This is a genomic window from Curtobacterium sp. MCBA15_001 (genome assembly GCF_001864835.1).
GTDB lineage: Bacteria > Actinomycetota > Actinomycetes > Actinomycetales > Microbacteriaceae > Curtobacterium.
In genome coordinates this window covers 76,863-92,364 of record NZ_MJGI01000012.1, presented here as the reverse complement: position 1 = coordinate 92,364, position 15,502 = coordinate 76,863, and the positions used below count along the sequence as shown (strand labels likewise).

The following is a 15,502-nucleotide window of genomic DNA, read 5'->3' as shown; positions in this document are numbered from 1 at the left end:
CACCGGGCCTCCCGTCCGTGACCGTTCAGGGAGGCCGTCCCTGATCGGTGTCGGTACGCCGGTTGCGGTTCCGTGACTCACCGCTCACGTCTCCCGAGGTTCCGCGATGCCTCGGTGTGGCCGGTCGAGATGCCAGAATTCTGGAACCTCGCGGGGCGGGCGAGACCGGTGCTACCGTTGGCCACGATGTACTCGGCGCTCCTCCTCCTTCGCTGCCGCGACGAGGCCTGACAACGGCCCACCTCGTCGCGGAGTCTCGTCGTCGGCCGACACCACCAGACGATCCGAAAGCGAACGACCGATGCAGAACACCCAGCGCCCCTCCGGGATGCCGATCCACAAGTACGTCCCCTTCCACGAGCAGATCACCGTCGACCTGCCCGACCGCACGTGGCCGACGAAGCGCATCGAGCAGGCGCCCCGCTGGTGTGCGGTGGACCTGCGTGACGGCAACCAGGCGCTCATCGACCCGATGGACGCCGAGCGCAAGCGCGCCATGTTCGACCTGCTCGTCCGCATGGGCTACAAGGAGATCGAGGTCGGGTTCCCGAGCGCCTCGCAGACCGACTTCGACTTCGTCCGCAGCCTGATCGACGAGGGCGCGATCCCGGACGACGTCACGATCCAGGTGCTGACCCAGGCGCGCGAGCACCTCATCCAGCGCACCTACGAGGCGATCGACGGCGCGAAGCAGGCCATCGTCCACCTGTACAACTCGACGTCCATCGTCCAGCGCGAGGTCGTCTTCCGCACCGACGTGCAGGGCGTCGTGGACATCGCGGTGGCCGGCGCGAAGCTGTGCAAGGCGGCCGAGGCGACGCTGCAGCACGACACGACCGTGTACTACGAGTACTCGCCGGAGTCGTACACGGGTACCGAGCTGTCGGTCGCGCTCGAGATCTGCAACGCCGTGCTCGAGGTCTTCGAACCGACGCCCGAGCGCAAGGTCATCATCAACCTGCCCGCCACGGTCGAGATGGCGACGCCGAACGTCTACGCCGACTCGATCGAGTGGATGTCGCGGAACCTCGCCCACCGGCAGGACGTCATCCTGTCGCTGCACCCGCACAACGACCGCGGGACCGCCGTCGCCGCTGCGGAGCTCGGCTACATGGCCGGCGCGGACCGCATCGAGGGGTGCCTGTTCGGCAACGGGGAGCGCACCGGCAACGTCGACCTGGTCGCCCTCGGGATGAACCTGTTCACGCAGGGCATCGACCCGGAGATCAGCTTCGCCGACATCGACCAGGTCAAGCGCACGGTCGAGTACTGCAACCAGCTGCCCGTCCCGGAGCGGCAGCCCTGGGCCGGCGACCTCGTCTACACGGCCTTCAGCGGCTCGCACCAGGACGCGATCAACAAGGGCTTCGACGCCATGCAGGCCAAGGCGACGGCCGCGGGCAAGACCGTCGACGAGGTCACGTGGGCCGTGCCGTACCTGCCGGTCGACCCGAAGGACATCGGCCGCTCGTACGAGGCCGTCATCCGCGTGAACTCGCAGTCCGGCAAGGGCGGTGTCGCCTACCTGCTCAAGACCGACCACGCGATCGACCTGCCCCGCAAGCTGCAGATCGAGTTCTCCGGCGTGGTGCAGCAGCGCACCGACACCGAGGGCGGCGAGTTCAGCTCGGACAAGATCTGGGACCTGTTCCGCGACGAGTACCTGCCCTCCTCGGTCGAGGACGACAAGTGGGGCCGCTACGAGATCACGAAGACCGCGACCTCGAGCGACTTCGACGGCACCACGAAGCTGTCCGTCGCCCTGCGCGTCGACGACGGTGCGGTCACGGCGGACGCCGTCGGCACCGGTCCGATCGACGCGTTCCTGTCGGTGATGCGCGAGCAGGGCGTCGCCGTCACGCTCTACGACTACTCGGAGCACACGATGAGCGCCTCCGGTGACGCCAAGGCCGCGTCCTACGTCGAGCTCGATGTCGACGGCGTCCGCCTGTGGGGCGTCGGCATCGACGCCGACATCGCGACGGCGTCGCTCAAGGCGATCGTCTCCGCCGTCAACCGTGCGGTGCGCGCGGGCGCGACGTCCGGGGCGGCCCCGGAGCTCGTCACCGCCTAGTGCACGTCGCACCCCTCGACGAACATCGCACCCCGTCCTGACGGGGTGCGATGTCCGTTCCGGGGTGCAACGCACTGAACGCGCCACCGGCCAGGAGGCGCGGTGCGGGTCCGACGTGCACCGCGCCTCCCGTCCGTGGTGCGTCCGGACGGGTCGGTGCTGTCGGCGGGGCGGGGGATACTGGGTCCATGCCGCTGTACCGGGACGAGTGCGTCGTGCTGCGCACCCACAAGCTCGGCGAGGCAGACCGGATCGTCACGCTGCTCAGCCGCCAGCACGGCAAGATCCGCGCCGTGGCCAAGGGTGTCCGGCGCACCGGGTCGAAGTTCGGCAGTCGGCTCGAGCCGTTCATGGTCGTCGACGCCCAGTTCTACGAGGGCCGCTCGCTCGACATCGTGACGCAGGCCGAGTCCCTCGGGTCGTACGGTGCGCAGATCGTGGCCGACTACGGCGCGTACACGGCGGCCAGCGCGATGGTCGAGACCGCCGACCGCCTGAGCGAAGCGGACGCGGGGCTGCAGCAGTACCTGCTGCTCGTCGGTGCGCTGCGGTCGCTGTCCCGCGGCGAGCACCTGCCGAGCGCCACCCTCGACTCGTACCTGCTCCGGGCGATGAGCATCGCGGGGTGGGCGCCGTCGTTCTCGGACTGCGCCGTCACCGGCGAACCAGGCCCGCACTCGGCGTTCGTCGTGCAGCTCGGTGGGGTCGTGGCGGACGGTGCGGCGCCTCCCGGATCGCCGCGGCTCGACGTGACCACGCTGGGGATCCTCGGCTCGCTGCTGGCGGGGGACTGGGCGAGCGTGGACGCGGCCGATGAACGAACCCGATCGCGGGCCTCCGGCGTGGTCGCGGCCTACGCCCAGTGGCACCTGGAACGATCGCTCAAGTCGCTGCCGCACGTCGACCGCTCCGAGCACCCCGCACCGGTGCCCGTCACGCACGACGGCCCAGCGGCGACGGCACGGGCGGTCGCCGCGACTCCTGCGCCGCCCCTGCCCGAGTTCACCGAAGGAACACCCACCGCATGAGTCCTCGCCGATCCGAAGCTGCCGAGCCCTTCCGGCCGATCGACTGGACGGGCGAGACGCCCCCGGCGATCCCGAAGCGCTTCGTCCCGTCGCACGTCGCGATCGTCATGGACGGCAACGGTCGGTGGGCGAACGGCCGTGGACTGACGCGCATCGAGGGGCACAAGGCCGGCGAGGCCTCGTTGCTCGACGTCGTCGCGGGTGGCATCCAGATCGGGGTCGAGCACATCAGCGCCTACGCGTTCTCGACCGAGAACTGGAAGCGCTCCCCGGAAGAGGTCCGCTTCCTGATGGGCTTCAACCGGGACGTCATCCGCCGTCGCCGTGACCAGCTCGACGAGTGGGGCGTCCGCGTCCGCTGGGCCGGTCGGCGTCCGCGGCTGTGGCGCAGCGTCATCGACGAGCTCGAGACCGCCGAGCAGATGACGGCGGGCAACGACGTGCTCACGCTGACGATGTGCGTCAACTACGGCGGCCGGAACGAGCTCGCCGACGCGGTGCGCTCGCTGGCCGAGGACGTTGCCGCAGGGAAGCTCAAGCCAAGCCAGGTGACTGAGAAGGCCCTCGCCAAGCGGTTGTACGTGCCGGAGATGCCAGACGTCGACCTGTTCCTGCGGAGCTCGGGGGAGCAGCGCACGAGCAACTTCCTGCTGTGGCAGTCTGCCTACGCCGAGATGGTGTTCCTGGACCGGCTCTGGCCGGACTTCCGTCGGACGGACCTGTGGGGCGCGATCGAACAGTACGCCCGGCGCGACCGCCGCTTCGGCGGCGCGGTGGACACCCCGACCGCCTGACCCCGCGCGGTGGACACCCCGACCGCCTGACCCGGCGCGGTGGACACCCCGACCGCCTGACGCACGGGGCGGCGCGGTGCAGTGCGCTACGGCAGCAGGGCGGCGGCAGAGCCCACGGCCTCGAGGGTCGCGCGCACGCTCGGCACCCGCTCGGCCCCGCTCGCGACGACGACCTCGACGCGCCGCGCCAGCTCCTCGGCCACCGGGTCGACCGTCACCCCGGCCGGGATCACCGTCGTCGCGAGGGCCAACCGCGGCAGCAGCGCCACCCCGAGGCCCGCGGCGACGAGCCCCACGACCGCGGCGGCGTTGTCGGTCTCGAGCACGATGTCCGGCGTGAACCCGGCCGAGGCGCACGAGGCGAGCAGGTGCCCGCGGCAGCGCGGGCAGCCCCCGATCCAGCGGGCGTCCCGGAGTGACGCCAGGTCGACCGCAGCCGGTGTGTCGGACCCTGCCGGGCCTCCTGGCCGGACCAGCGCCAGCGGGTCGCGCCCGATCGCGCGGGTGAGCAGCGTCGGATCCGCGACCACCTCGTCACCCACGTAGGTGAACGTGAGCGCCACGTCGACCTCGCCGCGCCGCAGCATGCCGAGCGCCTCGGGCGGTTCGACCTCGACGTAGGTGGTGCTGACGCCCGGGACCGTCGCAGCCATCGTCGCCAGCACCGCGGGCACCAGGGTGGAGGACGCGCTCGGGAAGCCGGCGATCCGGACCCGTCCGCGGGTCAGACCGCCGACGGCGTCCAGGTCCTCGCGTGCCGCGGTCAGGGCTGCCTGCACGTGCAGGGCGTGGTCGGCCAGGACCCGGCCGGACTCCGTCAGCGTCACCCCGCGGGCGCCGCGCAGGACGAGGGCGTGCCCGAGTCGCTGTTCGGCGCGCTGGAGCATCTGGCTGACGGCCGGCTGGCTGTAGCCGAGCGCGGTCGCCGCCCCGGTGATCGAGCCGGCGTCGGACACCGCGCGCAGGACCCGGAGCAGCTGCAGGTCGATCGTCTCCACAACACGATGTTATGGCAGACCGAAGGAACCTGTCCTGGTGTGATGGATGCCCGGGTCCGAGCATGGGTGCATGGACTCCTTCGTCGATGGTCACGGGTACCTCGCCGCCTGCACCGCCGGACTGCCGACGCACGGCACGCTCGCGGCGATGCGGGCGGACCTGGCCGAGTGGGAGCACGCCGGGTCGAGCCCGGTGCGGTACGGCGCCCTGGTCGAGGAGGGCCGTGCGCTCTTCGCGGCGATCGTCGGCGTGCCGGCGGACCGCGTCGCCACCGGATCGCAGACCTCGGCCATGACCGCGGTGGTCGCGTCGGCGTTGCCCGACGGCGCTCAGGTCCTGGTGCCCGAGGGGGACTTCAGCTCGATCGTGTTCCCGTTCCTCGCACAGGGCCACCGCGGCGTCACCGTGCGGAGCGTCCCGTTGGCCGACCTGGCTTCGGCGATCACAGCCGACACGGCGCTGGTGGCCTGGTCTGCGGTGCAGTCCGCCACGGGCACCGTCGTCGACTCCGACGCCGTGGTCGCAGCCGCACGCGCGGCGGGGGCGCGGACCCTGTGCGACCTGACCCAGGCCGCCGGGGTGCTGCCCGTCTCCGCGGCGCCCTTCGACGTCACGGTCACGCACGCGTACAAGTGGCTGTGCGCGCCGCGCGGGGTCGCGTTCATGACGGTGTCCCAGACGGCGCAGGACTGGTTGCGACCGACGCAAGCCGGTTGGTACGCGGGCGCAGACGTCTGGTCGTCGTGTTACGGCCCCGACATGCGGCTGGCCGACGACGCCCGCCGGTTCGACGTCTCGCCGGCGTGGCAGGCCTGGCCCGGGGCGGTCGCCGCCCTGCGGCACGTCGCCTCGCTCGACATGGCATCGGTCTGGAGGCACGGTGCCGGACTCGCGGACCAGCTGGCCGACGCGCTCGGCTCGGCCCGGCAGGGGCAGGCCGTCACGACGGTGCCGGATCCGTCCGGCGAGCGGCTGGCAGCGCTGACGGCGGCGGGCATCACCGCGTCGGGGCGGGCCGGACGCCTGCGCCTGGCGTTCCACCACTGGAACGACGTGTCGGACGTCGACGCCGTGGCCCGCGTGCTGGTGCCGACGCTCGCCCGTTAGTCTTGCCCGGTACCTTCCCGCACCGAGCATCCAGCTCGGCGACACCGTATGGAGTTCTCCTTGGCTCAGCCCTCCCGTCTCGACTCGGTCATCGCCCTCGCCAAAGGCCGCGGGTTCGTCTTCCAGTCGGGTGAGATCTACGGCGGATCCCGCTCCGCGTGGGACTACGGGCCCCTCGGCGTCGAGCTGAAGGAGAACATCAAGCGCCAGTGGTGGCAGCGGTTCGTCCGCGGCCGTGGCGACATGGTCGGCCTGGACTCCGCCGTGATCCTGCCCCGCAGGGTCTGGGAGGCCTCCGGCCACGTCGCGACCTTCACCGACCCGCTGGTCGAGTGCCTGCACTGCCACCACCGCTTCCGCGAGGACCACCTGCTCGAGGCGTTCGAGGCCAAGAAGGGCCGCGCGCCCGAGGGCGGGATGGCGGAGATCGCCTGCTCGAACTGCGGCACCCGTGGCCAGTGGACCGAGCCCCGTGAGTTCTCCGGCATGCTCAAGACCTACCTCGGCCCGGTGGAGTCGGAAGAGGGCCTGAACTTCCTGCGCCCGGAGACCGCGCAGGGCATCTTCGTCGACTTCGCGCAGGTCGTCACGACCAGCCGCCAGAAGCCCCCGTTCGGCATCGGCCAGGTGGGCAAGGCGTTCCGCAACGAGATCACGCCCGGCAACTTCATCTTCCGCACCCGCGAGTTCGAGCAGATGGAGATCGAGTACTTCGTCCCGCCGGCCTCGGCCCAGGAACACTACGAGCAGTGGATCGCCGACTCGGTCGCCTGGTACACCGACCTCGGCATCGACCCGGAGAACCTGCGCCGCTTCGACGTGCCGGACGGGGAACGCGCGCACTACTCGGACGCCACCGCGGACATCGAGTACCGCTTCGGGTTCCAGGGCTCGGAGTGGGGCGAGCTCATGGGCGTCGCGAACCGCACCGACTTCGACCTCACCAACCACATCGAGGCCTCGGGCAAGGACCTGCGCTTCTTCGACCAGGCGGCGAACGAGAAGTACGTGCCGTACGTCATCGAGCCCTCGTTCGGCCTGACCCGTGCGCTCATGGCGTTCCTGCTCGACGCGTACCACGAGGACGAGGCCCCGAACGCGAAGGGCGGCGTCGACAAGCGCACCGTGCTGCGCCTCGACCCGCGCTTGGCCCCGGTCAAGGCCGCCGTGCTGCCGCTGTCCCGCAACGAGCAGCTCTCCCCGGTCGCCCGCGGCCTGGCCGACGACCTGCGCAAGCACTGGAACGTCGACTTCGACGACGCGGGTGCGATCGGCCGTCGCTACCGTCGACACGACGAGATCGGGACGCCGTTCTGCATCACGGTGGACTTCGACACGCTGGACGACAAGGCCGTCACCGTGCGCGAGCGCGACACGATGAGCCAGGAGCGCGTCGGGCTCGACCGCCTGCAGGGCTACCTGGCGGAGCGCCTGCTCGGCGCGTAGTCACCAGCACCGCCGACGCGGCCGCGGGTCCGGGAATGCCGGAGCCGCGGCCGCGTTGTCGTTGAGCATGAACGAGTCAGTGAAGGTCGATGTCTGGTCCGACATCGCGTGCCCCTGGTGCTACATCGGCAAGCGCAAGTTCGAGGCCGGCGTCAGCGCGTTCGGCGGCCCGGTCGAGGTCGAGTACCACTCCTTCGAGCTGAGCCCGGACACCCCCGTCGACTTCGAGGGCACCGAAGCCGAGTTCCTCTCCGGACACAAGGGCATGCCCGTCGACCAGGCGCAGCAGATGCTCGACCAGGTCACGGCGATCGCCGGGTCCGTCGGGCTGGCGTACGACTTCGACGCCATGCACCACACCAACACGGTCAAGGCGCACCAGGTCATCCACCTCGCCAAGCAGCACGGCAAGCAGCTCGAGATGGTCGAGCGGCTCTTCACCGCCTACTTCGAGCGCGGCGAGCACGTCGGGCAGGAGTCCTCGTTGGCCGACCTGGCCGCCGAGGTCGGACTCGACCGAGACGAAGTCCTGGCCGTCCTGCGCGACGACGCCAAGCTCGAGGACGTCCGTGCGGACCAGGCGCAGGCGCTGGCATACGGCATCAACGGGGTCCCCTTCTTCGTGATCGACGGCAAGTACGGCGTGTCGGGAGCGCAGGACCCCGCTGCGTTCGAGCAGGTGCTCCGGCAGGTCGTGGCGCTGCGCGCCGACGACGCCGCGGCCGTGGAGGCGACCCGATGACGGACCTGGGCGTGCGCGCGGAGACCGGTCCGGGCCTCCAGGCTGGCGCGACCTCCGGCGGTCTGGGCCCACGCGAGCCGGTACCGGCGCGACACGAAGTGGCGGGACGGCCGAGCTCGTGGGGAGAGGCTGTGGGCGGCCTGGTGCCGCTGCTCACCTCCGGTGTGGTGTGCGAAGGCGACTCGTGCTTCGTGCCCGGCGCCGAGGGCGACTGGTCGGAAGTCCCGGACTAGCGCTGGGCTTCCTGGTCAGCGCTGGGCTTCCCGATCAGCGCTGGGGCTCCTGGTCAGCGCTGCGGTTCCTCGTCGGTGATGTCGGCGACGGTCGCGGCGTAGGCGGTGATGAGTGCGTCGGCGTCGACGAACGCGCTCGCGCCGTGCCGCCCGGCGCCGAGGGCGACCCGGCGACCGACGATCCGTTCGTCGGCGAAGACCGGCAGGTCGCCCGTCGCACCGATGGGCGTGATCGTGCCGCGTTCGTAGCCGGAGGCCTGCAGCGCGGTCGCGGCGTCGGGCATCGACAGCTTGTTCACGCCGACCAGCGCACGGAGCTTCTTCCACGCGATGCTCCGGCCGCCCGGCACCAGCGCCAACACGAAGTCGCCGTCGTGCCGCTTGACCACGAGGGTCTTGACGATGTCGCCCGGCTCGATGCCGAGCAGGTCGGCTGCCTCGGCGAGCGAGTTCGCCGCCGGGCGCTCGACGACCTCGACCTGCAGGCCGCGCGCGGCGGCGTCGGTGTCGAAACGGGCGATCGCGTCGGTCGTCATGTGGAGAACGCTACCGGCGTGCGCCGACGTGGGAGGATGGAGACCGTATGACGATCACACAAGCCCCCCGGAAGCCCTTGCGCATCGGCCCCATCGAGGTCGACGTGCCCGTCGTGCTCGCGCCGATGGCGGGCATCACGAACATGGCGTACCGCCGGCTCTGCCGTGAGTACGGCGCCGGGTTGTACGTGTGCGAGATGATCACCTCGCGGGCGCTGGTCGAACGGACCCCCGTGTCGATGCAGCTGATCCAGCACCACGAGTCCGAGACCCCGCGCTCGATCCAGCTCTACGGCGTCGAACCGAACACCGTGGCCGAAGCCGCGTCGATCCTCGTCGGCGAAGACCGTGCCGACCACATCGACCTGAACTTCGGGTGCCCGGTGCCGAAGGTCACGCGCAAGGGCGGTGGCGCGGCCCTGCCGTGGAAGACCGACCTGTTCCGCGACCTCGTCACGAAGACGGTCAAGGCCGCGGGGAACGTCCCGGTCACGGTGAAGATGCGCAAGGGCATCGACGCCGACCACCTCACCTACCTCGACGCTGCCCGCATCGCGCGGGACGCTGGCGTCGCCGCGGTCTCGCTGCACGCCCGCACCGCGAACGAGCACTACTCCGGTCAGGCGGACTGGTCGGCGATCGCCACGCTGAAGGAAGCCGTCACGGACATCCCGGTCCTCGGCAACGGGGACATCTGGTCCGCTGCCGACGCCCTGCGCATGGTCGACGAGACCGGGTGCGACGGTGTCGTGGTCGGGCGCGGGTGCCTGGGGCGGCCGTGGTTGTTCGGCGACCTCGCTGCGGCCTTCCGCGGCGAAGGCCTGCGCTACATGCCGTCCCTCGGCGAGGTCGCCGCGGGGTTCCGCCGGCACGCCGAACTGCTCGTCGAGTTCTTCGGGTCGGAAGACCAGGGCTGCCGCGACGTCCGCAAGCACGTCGCCTGGTACTTCAAGGGGTACCCGATCGGCGGCGACGTCCGCTCCGGACTGTCGATGGCGTCCTCGCTGCAGGAGATCGACGACCTGCTCGCGCAGCTCGACCACGACGCGCCGTACCCGGGTGCCGACGCCGAAGGACCCCGTGGTCGCGCCGGACACCCGAAGCGCACGGCGCTGCCCGACCGCTGGCTCGAGAGCCGTGACGTCGACGCGGAGTTCCGCAAGGTCCTCGCGGCGGCCGAGCTGCACCACAGCGGCGGATGAGCGCCACTGCCTCGTACGGGCCCGCCGACGCCGACCGCTGGCTGCCCGAGGAACACGGCAACCGCCGGAGCGACTTCGCCCGTGACCGCGCCCGGCTCCTGCACTCGAGCGCGCTCCGGCGGCTCGCTGCCAAGACCCAGGTGCTCAGCCCCACCACCGGGCTCGACTTCGCCCGGAACCGCCTGACGCACTCGCTCGAGGTCGCGCAGGTCGGCCGTGAACTCGCGGACTCGCTCGGGCTCGACCCGGACGTCGTCGACACCGCGTGCCTGGCCCACGACATCGGCCACCCGCCGTTCGGCCACAACGGCGAGACCGCGGTCAACGCCTGGGCCGCGGACATCGGCGGGTTCGAGGGCAACGCCCAGACCCTGCGCCTGCTGACACGGCTCGAGCCGAAGGTCTACGGCTCCGACGACCGTCCCTACGGGCTGAACCTGACGCGGGCCTCGCTCGACGCCTCGTGCAAGTACCCCTGGCCGGCGTCGCAGGGCGTGGGCGAAGCGTCCTCCGGGCGAACCAAGTTCGGGTTCTACGATGACGACCACGACGCGTTCGCCTGGCTGCGTGCCGGTGCCCCGCGTCGACAGCGCTGCATCGAGGCGCAGGTGATGGACCTCTCCGACGACATCGCGTACTCGGTGCACGACTTCGAGGACGCCGTCGTCGCGGGCTTCATCGACGTGGCGGCGCTCGGCGACCGGGTCGGCGAGAACGACATCGTGTCCGCCATGCACGCCTGGGTCGGCGACGACCTGAGCCGCGACGAGCTGCTGGAGGCGTTCGACCGGCTCCGTTCGCTGCCGCTGTGGATGACGTCCTACGACGGCTCGCGCCAGGACGCGGCCCGGCTCAAGAACCTGACCTCGCAGCTCATCGGCCGATTCGCCCGGACCGCCACCACGGCGACCCGCCAGGCCTACGCGTCCGGATCGCTCGTCCGGTTCGCCGCCTCGGTCGTGACCCCGCCGGAGATCATCGGCGAGATCGCCGTGCTCAAGGGCATCGTCGCGGCGTTCGTGATGACCCAGGGCGACCGCCAGCCGGTCTACGAAGACCAGCGTCGCATCCTGACCGAACTGCTCGACACGGTGGCTGCGCGTGCCGACGACGCGCTCGAGCCGGGGTTCGCGGCCGACTGGCGTGCCGCGGCCGATGACGCCGGGCGGCTCCGGGCCGTGGTCGACCAGGTCGCGAGCCTGACCGACCAGGGCGCGATCGCCTGGCACCGGCGGCTCGTCGTGGGGGAGCGCGAGACCGTCCACATCCCGGTCTGACCGGTCGGGACGGACCGCGCCGCGAACTAGGATCGAGGGGTGGCTGGACTCATCGCGCGGAACGACATCGACGAGGTCCGCGCGCGCGTGAACATCGCCGACGTCGTCGGTGACTACGTCACGCTGAAGTCCGCCGGCGTCGGGTCGCTCAAGGGCCTGTGCCCGTTCCACGACGAGCGCTCGCCCTCGTTCCACGTCCGTCCGCAGGTGGGCCGGTACCACTGCTTCGGCTGCGGCGAGGACGGCGACGTCTTCAGCTTCATCATGAAGCAGGACCACACCACGTTCTCCGAAGCGGTCGAGCGGATGGCCGCCAAGATCGGCTTCACGCTGCACTACGAAGAGGGCGACGGGCCGCGCACCGACTACAACACCCGTGCCCGGCTCATCGCCGCGAACGAAGCCGCGTTGCAGTTCTACATCGCACAGCTCACGACACCGCAGGCCGACCCCGCGCGACGCTTCCTGGGCGAGCGCGGGTTCGACCCGGCCGCAGCGCAGCACTTCGGCGTCGGGTTCGCGCCGAAGTCGTTCGACGCGCTCAAGGACCACCTGCGCGGGCAGGGCTTCACGATCGAGGAGATCGTCTCCGCCGGCCTCGTCAGCCAGGGGGACCGCTCGCCGTACGACCGGTTCCGCGGGCGCCTGATGTGGCCGATCCGCGACGTCACCGGCGCGACGATCGGGTTCGGTGCGCGCCGGCTGCTCGACGACGACAAGGGCCCGAAGTACCTCAACACCCCCGAGACGCCGATCTACCACAAGAGCCACGTGCTCTACGGCATCGACCTCGCCCGCCGTGACATCTCGAAGCAGAAGCAGGTCGTGATCGTCGAGGGCTACACCGACGTCATGGCGTGCCACCTCGCCGGGGTCACGACCGCGGTGGCCACGTGCGGGACCTCGTTCGGCGTCGACCACATCAAGGCCCTCCGCCCGATGCTCGGTGACGTCAGCGGCGGTGACCCGAACGCCAACGGCGAGGTCGTCTTCACGTTCGACCCGGACGAAGCCGGTCAGCGCGCCGCGTCACGGGCCTTCGCCGAGGAACAACGGTTCGCCGCGCAGACCTACGTCGCCGTGGCACCGGGTGGCCTGGACCCGTGCGACCTCCGGTTGGCCCGGGGCGACGACGCGATCCGCCGCCTGGTGACCAACAAGCGGCCGATGTTCGAGTTCATGATCCGACGCACGCTCGACGGCCACGACCTCGAGACCGTCGAGGGACGTGTCAGTGCCCTCCGTGCAGCGGCCCCGGTGCTCGCGGGCATCCGCGACCGGTCGCTGACGCAGGGCTACGTCCGCGAGCTCGCCGGGTGGCTCGGCATGGACATGGCCGACGTCCGTCGTGCCGTCGAGGGCGCCCGGTCGCGGGCATCGGCGGACCAGGGGCGCGGTGGCGCGGGTCAGGGCGGCTCGGGGCGTGGTGGCGTCCCCGTCGGGCAGGCCGGCCCCGGGGGAGCGATGGTAGCGCCGGCGGACGAGCCCGTCGCCGGCATCCGCTCGTTGCCGAACGACCCGATCACCCGCATGGAACGCGACGCCGTGATGGCGATGGTGCAGCAGCCGACCTCCGTCGGAGCGCCGCTGCTCGGGCTCGCCGCCGCCGCCACGTTCTCGGCCCCGATGCTCGCTGTCGTGCGGGACGCGGTCGTCGCGAACGTCGACGCGCTCGGGGCGACGGACTGGCTCGACCGGCTGTCCTCGGACGTGCCGGCACCGGTCCGGGGCCTGGTGTCCGAGCTCGCGCTCGCGCCGATCCCCGCCCGCAACGACGAGGACCTGGCGATCTACTGCCGGGGCATCGTCGTGGCCCTCGTCGAACGCGACCTGTTGGCTCGCAAGGCGTCGTTGCTCGGGCAGCTGCAGCGCGCTGACCCGAACGAGAACGCCGAGCGGCGCGCCGAGATCCAGCGCCAGCTCGTCGACCTCGATGCGCAGCGCATGCGCTTGCGCGCCGACGCCGAGGCGTCGTAACCCGCGCCAACCTCGCACGATGCTGAGCGCGCCCGCGCCCGCCCGCCCGCCGGGCCCGGCGCTGCCAGACCGCACCGCGCCTCCCGGCCGGCGAGTCTCGCCGTGGCGGACAGGACTCGGCTTCCGGACGTCGCGGACCGTCCGCCGGGCCGAGACTCGGCACGGGAGGCCGTGGGTGCGCCCGCAGCGCGCCCGCGCACGCGCCAAGCGCCGGAGTTGCACGACGCAACGATGCTGCGCGACGCGCCGCCATGCGCAGGCGGAATGATGCGCCACGCGCGCGCCCGTTGCGTTACAGCGGTGTAACAAGATCGCCCCCGCCGGGCGGAGTTCCGTGGCAGGGTGTCTCTCAATGAGTGTCCCTGGCCGGTCACACAGTCGATCCATCTCCGGTCCAGGGAACCTGTAACCACCACCAGAGAGGCATCGGACATGGCATCCGTGTTCACGAACCACCGCGCCACGTGGGGAAAGCGCGCCCTCGCGCTCGGCGCCGGAGCAGCAGCGACGGCGCTGGTGCTCACCGGCTGCGCGGGCGGCGGCAGCGGCGGCTCCGGCGACCTGAACGGCCTGATCATCGGCACGACCGACAAGATCACGTCGCTCGACCCGGCGGGCTCCTACGACAACGGCTCGTTCGCCGTGCAGAACCAGGTGTTCCCGTTCCTGATGAACACCCCGACGGGCAGCCCGGACGTCAAGCCGGACATCGCCACGAAGGCCGAGTTCACCGACCCGACGACGTACACGGTGACGCTCAAGAAGGGCCTCGAGTTCGCAAACGGGCACAAGCTGACCTCGAGCGACGTGAAGTTCTCGTTCAACCGCGAGATCAAGATCAACAACCCGAACGGCCCGCAGTCGCTGCTCGCGAACCTCAAGAGCATCGACACGCCGAACGACACCACGGTCGTGTTCCACCTCGACCACGCAGACCAGACCTGGCCGCAGGTGCTCTCGAGCCCCGCCGGCCCGATCGTCGACGAAGAGGTCTTCTCGGCCGACAAGCTCACCAGCGCCGACGACATCGTCAAGGGCAACGCCTTCGCGGGCCAGTACGTCATCAAGACGTACAAGGAGAACGACCTCATCTCGTACGAGGCGAACCCGAAGTACGACGGCGTGCTGAACAAGGCGAAGACCAAGGACGTCACGGGGCAGTACTTCACCAAGGAGACCGACCTGAAGCTGGCCGTGCAGAAGGGCGACGTCGACGTGGCGTACCGCTCCCTGACGCCGACCGACATCGCCTCGCTCCGCAAGGACAGCAAGCTCCAGGTCATCGACGGCCCCGGCGGCGAGATCCGCTACGTGGTCTTCAACTTCAAGACCCAGCCCTTCGGCACCGGGCAGAGCGACGCCGACGAGGCGAAGGCCCTGGCCGTCCGCCAGGCCGTGGCCGACGTCGTCGACCGCAGCGCCCTGGCCAAGGAGGTCTACAACGACACCTACACGCCGGTCTACTCGATGGTGCCGGACGGCCTGACGGGTGCAGCGACGCCGTTCAAGTCGATGTACGGCGACGGCAACGGTGCTCCGGACGTCGACAAGGCGAAGAAGACCCTGTCGGACGCGGGCGTCAGCGGCAAGATCGAGCTGAACATCCAGTACGCACCGGACCACTACGGCTCGGCGTCGGACGACGAGTACGCGCTGCTGAAGTCGCAGCTCGAGGCCTCGGGCCTGTTCACCGTGAACATCCAGTCCACGGTCTACACGACCTACGCCACGGAGCGCACGAAGGACGCCTACCCGGAGTACCAGCTCGGTTGGTTCCCGGACTTCTCGGACGCGGACAACTACCTGTCGCCGTTCTTCACGAAGGACAACTTCGTGCAGAACCACTACGACGACCCGACGATCCAGAAGCTGATCGCCGACGAGCAGGAGGAGTCCGACAAGACCAAGCGGGCCGACATCATCGAGCAGGCGCAGGAGCGTCAGGCTTCGCAGATCTCGACCTTGCCGCTGCTGCAGGGCAAGTCGGTCGCGGTGGCCGGCAAGGACGTCAAGGGCGTCGAGCTCGACGCGTCGTTCAAGTTCCGCTACGGCACCATCACCAAGTGACCCGATGACGGGCAAGGGGC

At 70.6% G+C, this 15,502-nt stretch carries 12 protein-coding genes; 10 read left to right on the top strand and 2 right to left on the bottom strand.

What is annotated here, in order from left to right; all coding sequences use genetic code 11:
- Positions 1–301 precede the first annotated feature (301 nt).
- The 3 genes from leuA to BIU90_RS06025 all read left to right on the top strand — a co-directional run bounded on the left by leuA (position 302) and on the right by BIU90_RS06025 (position 3,896).
- The gene (gene leuA / locus BIU90_RS06035) at positions 302–2,074 is read left to right on the top strand and encodes a 2-isopropylmalate synthase (RefSeq protein ID WP_071299329.1); all 1,773 of its coding nucleotides are present in this window, start codon (positions 302–304) and stop codon (positions 2,072–2,074) included.
- 188 nt (positions 2,075–2,262) lie between these two features.
- Complete coding sequence (gene recO / locus BIU90_RS06030; RefSeq protein WP_071299328.1) at positions 2,263–3,102, top strand: DNA repair protein RecO; 840 nt, start codon at positions 2,263–2,265, stop codon at positions 3,100–3,102.
- Positions 3,099–3,896 (top strand): isoprenyl transferase, encoded by a 798-nt coding sequence (locus tag BIU90_RS06025; RefSeq protein WP_071299327.1) that lies wholly within the window; start codon positions 3,099–3,101, stop codon positions 3,894–3,896. The genes recO and BIU90_RS06025 overlap by 4 nt, the downstream gene beginning before the upstream one ends.
- Before the next feature lie 86 nt (positions 3,897–3,982).
- On the opposite strand, the gene BIU90_RS06020 is transcribed toward BIU90_RS06025, so the two are convergent.
- On the bottom strand, positions 3,983–4,894 hold the full coding sequence (locus BIU90_RS06020) for a LysR family transcriptional regulator (protein WP_071299326.1): 912 nt from the start codon (positions 4,892–4,894) through the stop codon (positions 3,983–3,985).
- Positions 4,895–4,964: 70 nt separating this feature from the next.
- On the opposite strand from BIU90_RS06020, the gene BIU90_RS06015 reads away from it, so the two are divergent.
- From BIU90_RS06015 to BIU90_RS06005, 3 genes are all read left to right on the top strand, one after another.
- Positions 4,965–6,002 carry an aminotransferase class V-fold PLP-dependent enzyme gene (locus BIU90_RS06015; RefSeq protein ID WP_083403746.1) on the top strand — a complete coding sequence of 346 codons (1,038 nt, stop codon included), beginning with the start codon at positions 4,965–4,967 and terminating at the stop codon, positions 6,000–6,002.
- Positions 6,003–6,062: 60 nt separating this feature from the next.
- The gene (locus tag BIU90_RS06010) at positions 6,063–7,448 is read left to right on the top strand and encodes a glycine--tRNA ligase (RefSeq protein ID WP_071299380.1); all 1,386 of its coding nucleotides are present in this window, start codon (positions 6,063–6,065) and stop codon (positions 7,446–7,448) included.
- Between the two features lie 67 nt (positions 7,449–7,515).
- Positions 7,516–8,190: a DsbA family protein gene (locus BIU90_RS06005; protein ID WP_071299324.1), complete on the top strand. Its 675-nt coding sequence runs from the start codon at positions 7,516–7,518 to the stop codon at positions 8,188–8,190.
- Positions 8,191–8,476: 286 nt separating this feature from the next.
- Here the strand turns inward: BIU90_RS06005 and BIU90_RS06000 are convergent, their stop codons facing one another.
- The gene (locus BIU90_RS06000) at positions 8,477–8,959 is read right to left on the bottom strand and encodes an aminoacyl-tRNA deacylase (RefSeq protein ID WP_071299323.1); all 483 of its coding nucleotides are present in this window, start codon (positions 8,957–8,959) and stop codon (positions 8,477–8,479) included.
- 47 nt (positions 8,960–9,006) lie between these two features.
- Between BIU90_RS06000 and dusB the strand changes: the two genes are divergently transcribed.
- From dusB to BIU90_RS05980, 4 genes are all read left to right on the top strand, one after another.
- Complete coding sequence (gene dusB, locus BIU90_RS05995; protein WP_071299322.1) at positions 9,007–10,161, top strand: tRNA dihydrouridine synthase DusB; 1,155 nt, start codon at positions 9,007–9,009, stop codon at positions 10,159–10,161.
- Positions 10,158–11,438, top strand: coding sequence for a deoxyguanosinetriphosphate triphosphohydrolase (locus tag BIU90_RS05990; RefSeq protein WP_071299321.1), 1,281 nt, complete (start codon positions 10,158–10,160; stop codon positions 11,436–11,438). Before dusB ends, BIU90_RS05990 begins: the two co-directional genes overlap by 4 nt.
- 39 nt (positions 11,439–11,477) lie before the next feature.
- Positions 11,478–13,415: a DNA primase gene (dnaG, locus tag BIU90_RS05985; protein ID WP_071299320.1), complete on the top strand. Its 1,938-nt coding sequence runs from the start codon at positions 11,478–11,480 to the stop codon at positions 13,413–13,415.
- A 432-nt stretch (positions 13,416–13,847) separates the two neighbouring features.
- Entirely contained in the window at positions 13,848–15,482 is a 1,635-nt protein-coding gene (locus BIU90_RS05980) for an ABC transporter substrate-binding protein (RefSeq protein WP_071299319.1), read from the top strand.
- The last annotated feature ends 20 nt before the right edge of the window (positions 15,483–15,502 follow it).

What these genes read in the sequence shown, in the direction of transcription:
- BIU90_RS05990 (WP_071299321.1), top strand. Translation starts at nt 10,158, where the DNA reads ATGAGCGCCACTGCCTCGTACGGGCCCGCCGACGCCGACCGCTGGCTG.
- recO (WP_071299328.1), top strand. Translation starts at nt 2,263, where the DNA reads ATGCCGCTGTACCGGGACGAGTGCGTCGTGCTGCGCACCCACAAGCTC.
- BIU90_RS06000 (WP_071299323.1), bottom strand. Translation starts at nt 8,959, where the DNA reads ATGACGACCGACGCGATCGCCCGTTTCGACACCGACGCCGCCGCGCGC.
- BIU90_RS06005 (WP_071299324.1), top strand. Translation starts at nt 7,516, where the DNA reads ATGAACGAGTCAGTGAAGGTCGATGTCTGGTCCGACATCGCGTGCCCC.
- leuA (WP_071299329.1), top strand. Translation starts at nt 302, where the DNA reads ATGCAGAACACCCAGCGCCCCTCCGGGATGCCGATCCACAAGTACGTC.
- BIU90_RS06025 (WP_071299327.1), top strand. Translation starts at nt 3,099, where the DNA reads ATGAGTCCTCGCCGATCCGAAGCTGCCGAGCCCTTCCGGCCGATCGAC.
- dusB (WP_071299322.1), top strand. Translation starts at nt 9,007, where the DNA reads ATGACGATCACACAAGCCCCCCGGAAGCCCTTGCGCATCGGCCCCATC.
- BIU90_RS06015 (WP_083403746.1), top strand. Translation starts at nt 4,965, where the DNA reads ATGGACTCCTTCGTCGATGGTCACGGGTACCTCGCCGCCTGCACCGCC.
- BIU90_RS05980 (WP_071299319.1), top strand. Translation starts at nt 13,848, where the DNA reads ATGGCATCCGTGTTCACGAACCACCGCGCCACGTGGGGAAAGCGCGCC.